The organism is Allobosea lupini (assembly GCF_900109525.1).
Lineage (GTDB): Bacteria > Pseudomonadota > Alphaproteobacteria > Rhizobiales > Beijerinckiaceae > Allobosea > Allobosea lupini.
In genome coordinates this window covers 18731-29716 of sequence record NZ_FOAN01000019.1, presented here as the reverse complement: position 1 = coordinate 29716, position 10986 = coordinate 18731, and the positions used below count along the sequence as shown (strand labels likewise).

Sequence of the window (10986 nt, the reverse complement as noted above, 5' to 3'; positions counted from 1 at the left end):
CAACTATGGCGCGAGCCCAGTGCCTTGGCGAGGGCGGCATGAGCGCCGCCCTTCTTGGTCTCGCGCTCAAGGCCAAGCTGCATTCGCAGACGCGCAAGATGGTGCTGATCAAGCTGGTGGATTGCTGCCAGGAGGACGGCACGCGGATCTACCCCTCGCTCGCCACCATCGCCGAAGACGCGGAATGCTCGGTGCCGACGGCGCGGCGGGTGATGCAGACCTTCTGCCGCGTCGGCCTGCTGCGCAAAGTCAGGGACGGCGGCGCGGGCGCCAAGTCGACCAACCATTACGAGATGGATGTCGAGATGCTGGCACGCCTGCGCCGGCCGGAGCTGTGGCCGGCGCTGGAGGCGGCGGCGCTGCACGATCCCGCTCCGGATTCCGACGAGGACGACGCTGCCGGCCATGCGCCGGACGCAGGGTCAGACCAGCAGGACAAGGCCAGCCCCGGCGCAAATAAGGGTATCACAGTGGAAGGGTATCACGGTGATAGCCTTCCAAATCCGGCGGAAGGGTATCACCCAGATGATACCCAACCCCTTAGTAGAAACCTTAGTTATGAGAGAGAGGGCGCAGGCGCGAGCGCAGCCGGGCCAGCGAGCGAGCGCGAGCCCGACGGCAAGCCGGTGCCGAGCTTCGACGACTTCCTCGAGGCCTACCCCTTCGCCAGGGGCGACAACCGGGTGAAGCAACGCGCCGCCTGGGAAGCGATCGCCTTCGACCAGCGGGCTGCTGCCATCGACGGGATCGGCGCCTTCATCGCCGAACGGAAGGCGGGCGGCATCAAGGGCAGGCTGTCCAGCGAGGTCTACCTGCAGGGACGGAACTGGATCGGCCTCGAAGCCAAGGCGGCGCAGCGCAAGGCCAGCGAGGCCACCGGCGCGCCGGTCGTGGTGAATGGCTGGACGCGCGACTGGTGGCTGCTGCTGTTCGACCGGATCAAGGCCGGCAAGCCCCCGGGCTTCTGGGTGTCGCAGGCCGATGCCGGCAAACCGCTCGGCTCCAATGGCGGCGAGCTCGCCGCCGCAGCCAAGCGCATCGGCGATCTCGGAGCCTATCGCTGCGACGGGCCGGAGATCGACGCATGGCGGCCCTGGCTCGCCGCGAAGGGCGCCCGCATCCCTCCGTTCAAGGGCGAATTCCGCGTGTTCCTGCCATCCCCGATGCCGCCCGGCGGCAAGCGGGACGATGGCGACGACGAAGTGAAGTTCTGAGGGCTGACGATGGGACGCCGTAACGAGAAGAAGCCCTTCGTCCACGAGAAGAAGGTCAGCATGGCCAAGAATCCTGCGCCTGCCGATCTCGACACCTCGCTGTCGTGGTACCTGGTCTACACCACGCCCAGGATGGAGGCGAAGGCGGCGAAGGGTCTGGCGGACGCGGGCTGCGCCGTCTTCATGCCGAGCTGGCACAAGGTGGTGCGATATCAGCGCCGCGAGATGGAATTTACGCTGGCGACTTTCCCGCGCTACCTCTTCGCGGCTGGCGTGCCGACCTTGCGGCGAGACCGCTTTCTCGTCGCCGATGATGGCGTCACCGTCGTCACGATCAACGGGAGGCCGCTCTCTGACATTCGTGAGATCGAGGGCGTTCAGGACATTGTCCGCACGCAAGATCAATGGGCGCGGGTGCCCGGCGCTTTCATCAAGGCTGTCGCCGACTATCAGAACGACCCGCGCGCTTCGCGGTGCGCCGATCCACGGAAGCCGGAGATGGTGGTTAAGCCGGGGCAGACCGTCAGGATCATCGACGGGCCGTTCATGCGCTTCCTGGCCGTAGTGGTGGATCAGGTCGGCCTGCATGAGGCCGACGTCATGATCAGCCTCCTCGGCTCCGCTTCCCGCATGCGGGTCAGTACCAGCCAGCTCGACGCAGCCTGATTGATGAACAGCATTCCGATATCAATTGACGCGCCGCCATTGACTCCCGCGGCCCGAATCGGAATCCATAGCTGCACGGTGAACTTGGTCAGTGTGATCGTCGCTTCGGCGGCTCGTATCTCGCAAGCCCGTGTCGCTTAGATCCTCGGATCGGCGGCCTTGTGCGAAGCTATGTAGACCCGCTGCCCGATGGTGGCGGGTTTCGTGTTTCGGCCCCTATGACTATGAGCAGGCTCAAGACCATCAGCAGTCGCGTGGCTTCGGTGGCCGCTCGCATTGCGCCACCCCAGAAGGTGGCCGATCCGTTCTACCTCTCGACTGAATGGCGCGAGTTCGCTCGCGGCGTGAAGCAGGCTCGCGGCTACGTCTGCGAGAACCCTGATTGTAAGCGCGATTGCAGCCATGCACCGCGCGGGTTGATTGCCGACCACGTCGAAGAGCGCAGCGATGGCGGCGCCGACTTCGACATCGCCAACGTGATGCTGCTCTGCATCGCCTGCCACAACAGCAAGACCGCCATCGAGCGGACGAAGCGGCATCGGCGTCTCGCCTGACCCTAGGGGGGGGCGGGTCAAAAGTCTACGGCGGCCGTACCTCGTTCACCGGCTCTGGACTCATTCGGAGTTTTTTTTCTTGGACGACGCAAATCCCAGCGGCGGAAAGAAAGAAAAGCGTCCGGGGCGCGCGGCCTTCGTGCCGTCGGACGAGCAGCGCGCGACCGTGCGCCGGATGGCTTCGGAGCGCCTGGCCCATCCGGTAATCGCCGAAGAGGTCGGGGTCAGCGTGCCGACGCTGCGCAAGGCCTTCGTCGCAGAGCTGCGCGATCGCGTCAGCGGCGGCGGCCTGTTCGGCACCGAGGATCTCGCGCCGGCGACGCCGGCTGCGCCTCGGCCTAAGCGCTCCGGCTCTGGCGGGCGCAAGCGCTATCAGCCGGGCGACCGAGACCGCGAGAAGGTGGCGGTGCTTGTATCGTCGGGCATGACGGTCGATGAGATCAGCCGCGCGATGGCGATATCCGAGCCGACCTTGCGACGCTACTACGCGAGCGAGATTGAGACCGGCGCGCTCCGCAAGCGCGCCGAGGTTCTGGTCGCACTCCATCGCACCGCCCTGAAGGGCAATGTCGCCGCCCAGAAGGAGGCGATCGCCATCATGGATCGCGCCCGCCTCGAGCAGCTGCAGGATCAGGTGCGCGGCAAGGCCGCGGCAAAGACAGAGGCACCTGCGCCTGACCCTGTCGGGAAGAAGGAACAGGCGCAGCTCGACGCGCACGGTGTCGTCACGCGCGGTCCCTGGTCCGAACTGGTCGGCAGGAAGCGCGGCTGATGTCGTATCACTTCGCGCAGCCGGGCTGGGAGAGCACGCTCCTCGCCGGGCAGTCTCTCGTTCCGCTCTTGCCGCTCGACGAGCTCGAGGCGGATCGCGCCGCGGCGATCTTCGACCGCTTGCACCTTCCCGACGTGCCGGGCCAGCCGACCTTGGGCGAGGCAGCCGGCGACTGGTTTCGTGATGTCGTCCGCGCCGTGTTCGGCTCGATCGACGAGGCGACCGGCATTCGCCAAGTGCCAGGCGTCTTCCTGCTCGTCCCGAAGAAGAATTCGAAGACGACGAACGGGGCGGCGCTGATGCTGACGGCGCTGCTCATGAATGAGCGGCCGAATGCGGCCTTCGCCCTGTTCGGTCCGACGCAGGAGATCGCAGACCTCGCCTTCGCCGCCGTGTCCGGCATGGTTGCGGCCGACAAAGATCTCGACACGCTCCTGCATGTCCGGGATCACCTCAAGACGGTGGTCAACCGGGTGACGGGCGCCACATTGAAGGTGATGACCTTCGACATGAAGGTCGCCACCGGCGGCAAATATGCCGGCTGGCTGCTCGACGAGCTGCACCTGCTCGGTAAGGTCGCCTACACCTCGCGCGTCATCGGGCAGCTGCGCGGCGCCCGCGTCGCGATTCCGGAGGCGTTCGGGATCATCATCACGACGCAGTCGGACGAGCCGCCGGCCGGCGCCTTCAAGGCCGAACTGGACTATGCGCGCAGCGTGCGTGACGGCCGGATCGAGAATGCGACAATCCTGCCGGTGCTCTACGAGTTCCCGGAGGCGATGCAGACCGACCCTGCCAAGCCGTGGCGGCAAGTCGAGAACTGGGCGCGGGTCCTGCCCAATCTCGGCCGCTCCGTCTCTCTGCCGGTCCTGACCCAGGATTACGCAACAGCGCGCGAGATGGGAGATGAGGAGGAGCGGCGCTGGGCGTCGCAGCACCTCAATATCCAGATCGGCCTTGCCCTGCATTCGAACCGCTGGGAGGGCGCCGATCACTGGGAACGCGCCGGCAGTGAAAAGGTGACGCTCGAGTTCATCCTGGCAGAGTGCGATGTGTGCACGGTCGGGATCGACGGTGGCGGCCTCGACGACCTTCTCGGCCTCGCCGTGCTGGGTCGCCACCGGGTCACCAAGCGCTGGTATCATTGGGGCCACGCTTGGGCTGATCGCGGCGTTCTGCTGCTGCGCAAGGAAATCGCTTCTCGCCTGCTCGATTTTGAGCGCGAGGGCGATCTGACCTTCGTCGATATTGCCGAGACGGAAGACGGCGCGAACGCCGACGTCGCCGGCGTCGCCAACATTGTCGAGCGCATCTTCAAGGCCGGGCTGCTGCCTGAGAAGGCCGGGATCGGCGTCGATGCGGTCGGCATCGCTGCGATTCTCGACGAGCTTTCGCTGCGCGAGATCCCGGACGACTGCATCGCCGCTGTTCCGCAGGGATATCGCCTCTCCGGCGTGATTAAGGGCGCGGCCCGCAAGCTGAAGGACGGAACCTTGAAGCATGGTGCGCGCCCGATGATGGCCTGGGCGGTTAGCAATGCGCGTTCGGAGCTGCGCGGCTCGGCCGTGCTGGTGACCAAACAGGCCTCCGGCACGGCAAAGATCGACCCGCTGATCGGACTCTTCAACGCCTTCGATCTGATGAGCCGCAACCCCGAAGCAGCGGGGAGCCGTGATCTTTCCGATTTCCTCAAGAATGCGGTGAGCGCCTGATGGGCTTCTGGTCGCGCTGGATCGGACGGCCGCTTCGTGCGACCGATTCCGGCCTCTACGATCTGCTGGGCCGTGGCGAGACCTGGGCGGGCGAACCCGTCTCGGTTCAGGGCGCGCTCAATCTCTCGGCCTATTGGGCTTGCGTCCGCATCACGGCGCAGACGGTGGCCAGCCTGTCCTTCGACATCATGGAGAAGGGCAAGGATGGCGTGAAGGTCAAGGCCAGCGGCCATTGGCTGCAGGGCTTGCTCGACGAGAGCCCGAACGCCGATCAGACCGCGATCGAGTTCTGGGAAGGTCGCGTCCTCGGGCTCTGCACCACCGGAAACGGCTTTGGCGAGAAGTCCTATGTCGGGCGCCGCATCGTCGCGATCAACCGCATGCCGAACGACACGGTCGTGATCCGCAAGGAGGACGGCTCGCTGGAATATCGGTTCGTCGATCGCGGCAAGGAAGAGAAGCTACCGGAAGAAAAGGTTTTCCATATCAAGGGCTTCGGCGATGGCGATGTCGGCATGTCGCCGGTCGAGTATGCCCGGCAGACGCTCAGCCTGACGATCGCGACCGAGCGGGCCGTCGGACAGGGATTCTCCCGCGGCCAGAGGGCGAAGGGCTTCTTCGTCATGCCGCCCGGCGCCAAGCCGCTGACCGCTGAGCAGCGTGCCGATGCCAAGAAAAGCCTCGTCGACGCCAATGCGGGGCCGGCGGCACCTTGGGCGGGTATCCTCGAGGGAGGTGTCGACTGGAAGTCGATCAGCCTGTCGAACCGGGATGCCGAGCTGATCCTCAATCGCCGGTTTAATGTCGAGGAAGTCTGTCGCTGGCTGGGCACGCCGCCGATCATCATCGGCCATGCCGGCGAGGGCCAGACGATGTGGGGCACCGGCGTCGGTGTCGTCATGCAGGCCTGGTACACGCTTGGTCTGCGACCTCTCTTCAAACGGATCGAGCAGGCGGTTGCCAAGCGCCTGTTGACGCCGGAGGAGCGCCAGCGCTTCTCGCTGCGCATCAACTACGAGGATCTGCTCCGTACCGACAGTGCGGCGCGCGCCGCCTTCTATGTCGCGATGCTCGCAGCCGGCGTGATGACGATCAACGAGGTCCGCCGCCTTGAAGGTCTCTCGCCGGTGGCGGGGGGCGATGTGCCTCGCATGCAGGCTCAGAACATTCCGATCACGGCGACGACCTCCGTCTCGGCGCTGATGAACCACCTGCAGTCCCTCATCGGCCACAATGGCGGGCCACCGCTCGGAGTTGACGCATGACCATTCGTGCCCTGCCGGCGCTCACTGGTGCGCTCGCCGCCCGCGCAGAAGCCAAGCCCAGCGACAAGGCTCTGGCCCACTGGAACCAGAACGTTCGCGCCGCTGCTGGTGATGGCGACGCGTCGATCTCCATCCTCGGTGTGATCGGCGAGGATTTCTGGGGTGAGGGTGTTTCAGCCAAGCGGGTCGCCGCGGCGCTGCGCTACATCGGCAGCAAGCCGGTGACGGTCAACATCAACTCGCCGGGCGGCAACTTCATGGAAGGTGTGGCGATCTACAACATGCTGCGCCAGCATCCCGAAGCCGTAACGGTGAAGATCCTCGGCATCGCGGCGTCCGCCGCGGCGATCGTGGCCATGGCCGGCGACGAGATCGAGATCGCCAAGGCCGGCTTCCTGATGATCCACAACACCCATCTGCTCGCCTACGGCGACCGGAATGGCTTTTCCGACATCAGCGAAACGCTGGCCATCTTCGACAATTCCCTCGCCGGCCTCTTTGCCGATCGCAGCGGCAACCGGCAGGATGAGGTGGCGGCATGGATGGACGCCGAGACGTTCTTCGACGGCCCTGGTGCGATCGACGCCGGCTTCGCCACTGCCCTGCTGCCGGGCGACGCCGTCAAGGAGGAGAAGCCCTCGCAACCGACGGCGCTTCGCCGTGTCGACAATGCCCTGAACAAGGCCGGGTGGACACGGACCGAGATCCGCGCCGCCTTCAAGGAGATCACCGGCACGCCGCGCGCTGCCGTGAACGACATGCCGAGCGCTGTCGACGATGAGGAGGCCGGTGACGGTCTCGACACCCTCCGCCTTGCGGCTGCTCGCCTGAGCCTGCTGCGGGCCTGATCCACCTCACATAGGAGGCCTTCATGGCCAACGAAGATCTGCGGGACCTGCTCAAGCAGGTCACGAACGACCTCGCGCGCGTGAACGACGACTTCTCAAAGAAGTCGGAGGAGGCGCTGAAGGAGGTCAAGAACCTCGGCAAGCTCTCGGAAGAGACCAAGGCCGAGGTCGACAAGATGGCGCTCAGCCAGACCGAACTCGGCGGCAAGGTGTCCGAACTCACCGCGCGCCTCGGCGAAATCGAGCAGAAGGGCGCCCGCCGCCGCGGTGACGAGGATGCTCCGCAGTCCGTCGGCGCGCAGGCGGTCGCTCATGACAAGATCAAGGCGCTGAATTCCAGTGTCATCCAGGGCGGCCAGCGCATCAGCGTTCCGGTCAAGAATGCCCTGCTCAGCGCCGACGTCCCTGCGGGTATCGTCGAGCCGCAGCGCCTGCCCGGCATCGATGCCATGCCGAAGCAGCGGCTCTTCATCCGTGATTTGATCGCGCCCGGCCGGACCACGTCGCCGGCGATCTTCTGGGTGCAGCAGACCGGGTTCACCAACGCCGCTGCAGTCGTTCCGGAAGGCACTGCCAAGCCCTATTCGAGCATCACCTTCAGCTCGAAGATCACGCCGGTGGTCACCATCGCGCACATGTTCAAGGCGTCGAAGCAGATCCTCGACGACTTCGCGCAGCTGCAGTCCACCATCGACGCCGAAATGCGCTACGGGCTGAAGTATGTCGAAGAGCAGGAGTTTCTCTTCGGCGCCGGCGGGGCCGGCAATATCGAGGGCATCGTGCCGCAGGCACAGGAGTTTGCCCCTGCTTTCGAGCCCGACATGCGCACTCCGATCGACGATCTGCGTCTCGCTATCCTGCAGGCGCAGGTGGCGCGCATGCCGGTGACCGGGTTCGTCGTGCATTTCGAGGACTGGGCTCGGATCGAGCTGACCAAGACTTCGGTCGGCGACTACATTCTCGCCAACCCGCTGCGCATCGCCGGCCCGACTCTCTGGGGCCGTCCGATCGCCGAGACGGAAGTGCCGGAATTCGAGGGCGAGTTCCTGGCCGGCGCCTTCCAGACGGCGGCTCAGGTCTTCGATCGGGAAGACGCCAACGTCGTCATCTCGACCGAGAATGCCGACGACTTCGAGAAGAACATGATCTCGATCCGCTGTGAGGAGCGCACCGCGCTCGCGGTCAAGCGGCCGGAGGCTTTCGTCACCGGCCAGTTCGGCACGGCCGCCGCCGGCGGCTGATCCCCCCTCGTAACGCGGCGCCGTCGCGGTTCGACGCGGCGGTGTCAACCCAGGAGGCAGCGATGCCGAAGGCCCTGAAGTCGTTCCGGCATGGAACGGAGATGATCCGTCGCGGCGCTTCGCTGGATCATCTGCCGGCCCCCGTCGTCCGAGACCTTGCCTCGCGCGGGCTTGGCGAGAGGCCGGAGCAGAAAGCCGCCGCCAAGGCGGGCAAACCGGCCGCGAAAGCGGCCAAGCCCAGGCGAGACCAGCCGGACGAGTAGTCCGGCTCTTCGCCGCAAACCGGCCCTAGGGCCATCGTCAAAAAGGACCCTGCTCATGCGTCGTCAGAAGATCACTGTCACCACGGCCGCCGACGGTTCGGCGACGGTTTATTCGCCCCGGCTGTCCGGCAAGATCCACAGCATCCATTACGTGAAGGGCGACTATGTCGACGGTGTCGACTTCGCGATCACGGCGGAGGCGACGGGCGAGAACCTCTGGACTGAGGCCAACGTCAATGCCTCGGCAGTGCGCTATCCGCGTGTTCCGACGCATTCCCCAGCGGGCGCCGCTGCGCTCTATGCTGCCGGCGGTACCGGCGTGCTCGCAAGCCCCGGTCTCGCCAACGATCGCGTCAAGATCGTGCTGGCCCAAGGCGGCGCCAGCAAGACCGGCACGTTCCACGTCCTGGTCGACTGACCGCCATGCACTCCCGCGTCGTCGTGATCGCTCCGCCGCAGCCGGTGCTGACGGCCACCGCCGTCAAGGCTGCCATCCCAGCCCTTGCCGGCGTGGCCGATGGGTTGCTCGACGGGCTGATCGCGGCGGCGACGGAAGAGATCGATGGCCCGACCGGCTGGCTTGGCCGGGCCATCGGCCGGCAGACACTGGAGTTGCGGTGCTCCGCCTTCCCCTGCCGCGGCGAATGGCTGTCGCTGCCTTTCCCGCCCTTCGTCGACGTCACTGAGATCGCGTTCACCGCGCCGGACGGAACTGATGGCGTCGTGGCGAGCGAGGTCTATCGCTCCCGCGATGGCAATGTCGGGCTTGCCCCGGGCAAGTCATGGCCAGCCGTGGCCTGCGAACCGGGTAGCGTCCGGATCCGGTATCGGGCTGGTTACGAGCCCGACGCCGTTCCCGCCAAGGTCAAATCAGCCCTGGCGTTGCGTGTCAGCGAGCTCAGCCATGTCGGCGCCGGCGACCCCTCGTTGAAAAAGGAAGTCGTCGAAGGCGTCGGCTCGCAGGAGTGGGAGCGCGGCAATGCCCGTCCCGCCATCAGCCAGGCCGTCGAAAGCCTGCTCTCCGGACTCAAGGTCTATTCGCTGTGATCCCTTCGGCCGCGATCGCGATGCTCGATCGCCAGCTTGCAGCCCATGGCAGCATGGTGACGCTCACGCGCGCCGGCGGCGCTCTGGCGGACCTGACGTGCCGCGCCTTCGTGCGCGACTTCAAGCCCGACGAGCTGGTCGGCTCGATCCAGCAGGGCGACCGGCTGGCAGTCCTGTCGCCGACGCCGCTGACGCCGGCCGGGTGGATCGCTCCGAAGGAGGGGGATCGCGTCCGCAGCAACGGACAGTGGTTCCGCGTCCAGGCGCCCGACCCGATTGCGATCAACGACGTCGTCGTGCGCGTCGAACTTCACTTGCGGGGGATGTGATGGCGCCGTCGATCGCCCTGCAGTTCAAGGCCGCGCAGCTCGCGGCGGTCGCCGCGTGCCAGCAGGACCTGGCCGCCTTCGCCAAGCGTGAGCATGGCAAGGTGATGAAGGCGACGCCGCGGCCGACCGCATTCCGCCGCACGGTCGATGGCCGCCTCGGCGCGGCTGAGGAAACGGTCAAGCCCTTCGGCGTGATCGAGTACCGCTATCAGCGCCTCGGCGAGGTTGTGCAATTCGCGATGGAAACGCTGTTCGCGCTCTCGCCAGTGCTCTCCGGCGACTACCGTAATTCGCACACCCTCTTCGTCGGCGGCGCCGCGGTGCGCAGTCTGAAGGGCTGGGAGGCGCGCGACGGCGAAGAGGTCTTCATCGCCAATCCGCTGCCCTATGCCCGCAAGATCGAGCTCGGCAAGATGACGATGCGCGTGCCCGGGACCGAGCGCGTCTATCAGCAGGCCGAGCTGATGCTGCGCCGACGCTTCGGCAATGTCGCGGCGATCAAGTTCACCTACATGCCTGTATTCGGCCTGGCGCAGACAGGCCGAGCGCGTGGTCGCACTGCCGCGAAGCAGGCACAGGATCTGCGCCGCCCGGCGCTGGTGATCAGGCCGCTCTGATGGCTGACTTTGCCGGGGCCGCGGCTGCGGTCGAGAGCCGACTGGAAGCCCAAAAGCCTGCGGGTCTGCCGATCGCCTGGCCGAACCGGACACGGCCGGACGTGGTCGATGGCGGCGGCAAGCCGGTGCCCTGGGCCTATGCCGAGGTCATTGGGACCGGCGCCGAGATCCGCGGCGTCGGCATCCCTGGCGATCATGTCGTCGTCGAAGACGGGCTGATCATGGTCACCGTCTATGTGCCCGATGGCGAAGGCGCTGCCCCTGGCTTCGCCCTGGCCGGCCAGATCGGCGAGATCTTCCGCGCCAAGGAATTCTTCCAGGACGGCCCGGGCGTCTGTGTCCGGTCCTGGACGCCACGCATCTCCGGCGGCGGCGCCGGCGATGACAACGGCATGTGGTTCGCCGTCGTCGTGACCATCCCCTTCGAGTTCTGGCACCGAGCCTGACCTCGCCAACGC

Annotated in this window: 14 protein-coding genes; all 14 read left to right on the top strand. The window is 66.3% G+C overall.

The annotated features are described in order from the left end of the window. Positions 1-38: 38 nt before the first annotated feature. The 14 genes from BMZ21_RS29275 (at position 39) to BMZ21_RS29210 (ending at position 10974) form a co-directional block, all read left to right on the top strand. Complete coding sequence (locus tag BMZ21_RS29275) at positions 39-1214, top strand: helix-turn-helix domain-containing protein (protein WP_091843524.1); 1176 nt, start codon at positions 39-41, stop codon at positions 1212-1214. Positions 1215-1274: 60 nt separating this feature from the next. Further along, a complete protein-coding gene (gene nusG / locus BMZ21_RS29270; protein ID WP_167561802.1) occupies positions 1275-1880 on the top strand; it encodes a transcription termination/antitermination protein NusG in 606 nt (201 codons plus the stop codon). Between the two features lie 263 nt (positions 1881-2143). Then, positions 2144-2434, top strand: a complete 291-nt coding sequence (locus BMZ21_RS29265; RefSeq protein ID WP_167561801.1) for an HNH endonuclease signature motif containing protein — start codon at positions 2144-2146, stop codon at positions 2432-2434. Positions 2435-2513: 79 nt separating this feature from the next. Next, entirely contained in the window at positions 2514-3206 is a 693-nt protein-coding gene (locus BMZ21_RS29260) for a hypothetical protein (RefSeq protein WP_091843513.1), read from the top strand. Next, positions 3206-4918 carry a terminase large subunit gene (locus tag BMZ21_RS29255; RefSeq protein ID WP_091843508.1) on the top strand — a complete coding sequence of 571 codons (1713 nt, stop codon included), beginning with the start codon at positions 3206-3208 and terminating at the stop codon, positions 4916-4918. The genes BMZ21_RS29260 and BMZ21_RS29255 overlap by 1 nt, the downstream gene beginning before the upstream one ends. Next, on the top strand, positions 4918-6183 hold the full coding sequence (locus BMZ21_RS29250) for a phage portal protein (protein ID WP_091843504.1): 1266 nt from the start codon (positions 4918-4920) through the stop codon (positions 6181-6183). The genes BMZ21_RS29255 and BMZ21_RS29250 overlap by 1 nt, the downstream gene beginning before the upstream one ends. Further along, positions 6180-7031, top strand: a complete 852-nt coding sequence (locus BMZ21_RS29245; protein WP_091843502.1) for a head maturation protease, ClpP-related — start codon at positions 6180-6182, stop codon at positions 7029-7031. Before BMZ21_RS29250 ends, BMZ21_RS29245 begins: the two co-directional genes overlap by 4 nt. Before the next feature lie 23 nt (positions 7032-7054). Next, complete coding sequence (locus BMZ21_RS29240; RefSeq protein ID WP_091843497.1) at positions 7055-8272, top strand: phage major capsid protein; 1218 nt, start codon at positions 7055-7057, stop codon at positions 8270-8272. A 62-nt stretch (positions 8273-8334) separates the two neighbouring features. Beyond that, complete coding sequence (locus BMZ21_RS29235; protein WP_091843493.1) at positions 8335-8535, top strand: hypothetical protein; 201 nt, start codon at positions 8335-8337, stop codon at positions 8533-8535. A 55-nt stretch (positions 8536-8590) separates the two neighbouring features. Beyond that, positions 8591-8953: a hypothetical protein gene (locus BMZ21_RS29230; protein WP_091843488.1), complete on the top strand. Its 363-nt coding sequence runs from the start codon at positions 8591-8593 to the stop codon at positions 8951-8953. Positions 8954-8958: 5 nt separating this feature from the next. Then, positions 8959-9582, top strand: a complete 624-nt coding sequence (locus BMZ21_RS29225; RefSeq protein WP_091843484.1) for a hypothetical protein — start codon at positions 8959-8961, stop codon at positions 9580-9582. Continuing rightward, on the top strand, positions 9579-9911 hold the full coding sequence (locus BMZ21_RS29220) for a hypothetical protein (RefSeq protein ID WP_091843480.1): 333 nt from the start codon (positions 9579-9581) through the stop codon (positions 9909-9911). Before BMZ21_RS29225 ends, BMZ21_RS29220 begins: the two co-directional genes overlap by 4 nt. Continuing rightward, the gene (locus tag BMZ21_RS30920) at positions 9911-10528 is read left to right on the top strand and encodes a hypothetical protein (protein ID WP_244544080.1); all 618 of its coding nucleotides are present in this window, start codon (positions 9911-9913) and stop codon (positions 10526-10528) included. The genes BMZ21_RS29220 and BMZ21_RS30920 overlap by 1 nt, the downstream gene beginning before the upstream one ends. Further along, positions 10528-10974 carry a phage tail terminator-like protein gene (locus BMZ21_RS29210; protein ID WP_091843477.1) on the top strand — a complete coding sequence of 149 codons (447 nt, stop codon included), beginning with the start codon at positions 10528-10530 and terminating at the stop codon, positions 10972-10974. The genes BMZ21_RS30920 and BMZ21_RS29210 overlap by 1 nt, the downstream gene beginning before the upstream one ends. The last annotated feature ends 12 nt before the right edge of the window (positions 10975-10986 follow it).

What these genes read in the sequence shown, in the direction of transcription:
- BMZ21_RS29230 (WP_091843488.1), top strand. Translation starts at nt 8,591, where the DNA reads ATGCGTCGTCAGAAGATCACTGTCACCACGGCCGCCGACGGTTCGGCG.
- BMZ21_RS29245 (WP_091843502.1), top strand. Translation starts at nt 6,180, where the DNA reads ATGACCATTCGTGCCCTGCCGGCGCTCACTGGTGCGCTCGCCGCCCGC.
- BMZ21_RS29240 (WP_091843497.1), top strand. Translation starts at nt 7,055, where the DNA reads ATGGCCAACGAAGATCTGCGGGACCTGCTCAAGCAGGTCACGAACGAC.
- BMZ21_RS29275 (WP_091843524.1), top strand. Translation starts at nt 39, where the DNA reads ATGAGCGCCGCCCTTCTTGGTCTCGCGCTCAAGGCCAAGCTGCATTCG.
- BMZ21_RS29250 (WP_091843504.1), top strand. Translation starts at nt 4,918, where the DNA reads ATGGGCTTCTGGTCGCGCTGGATCGGACGGCCGCTTCGTGCGACCGAT.
- nusG (WP_167561802.1), top strand. Translation starts at nt 1,275, where the DNA reads ATGGCCAAGAATCCTGCGCCTGCCGATCTCGACACCTCGCTGTCGTGG.
- BMZ21_RS29235 (WP_091843493.1), top strand. Translation starts at nt 8,335, where the DNA reads ATGCCGAAGGCCCTGAAGTCGTTCCGGCATGGAACGGAGATGATCCGT.
- BMZ21_RS29210 (WP_091843477.1), top strand. Translation starts at nt 10,528, where the DNA reads ATGGCTGACTTTGCCGGGGCCGCGGCTGCGGTCGAGAGCCGACTGGAA.
- BMZ21_RS29255 (WP_091843508.1), top strand. Translation starts at nt 3,206, where the DNA reads ATGTCGTATCACTTCGCGCAGCCGGGCTGGGAGAGCACGCTCCTCGCC.
- BMZ21_RS30920 (WP_244544080.1), top strand. Translation starts at nt 9,911, where the DNA reads ATGGCGCCGTCGATCGCCCTGCAGTTCAAGGCCGCGCAGCTCGCGGCG.
- BMZ21_RS29225 (WP_091843484.1), top strand. Translation starts at nt 8,959, where the DNA reads ATGCACTCCCGCGTCGTCGTGATCGCTCCGCCGCAGCCGGTGCTGACG.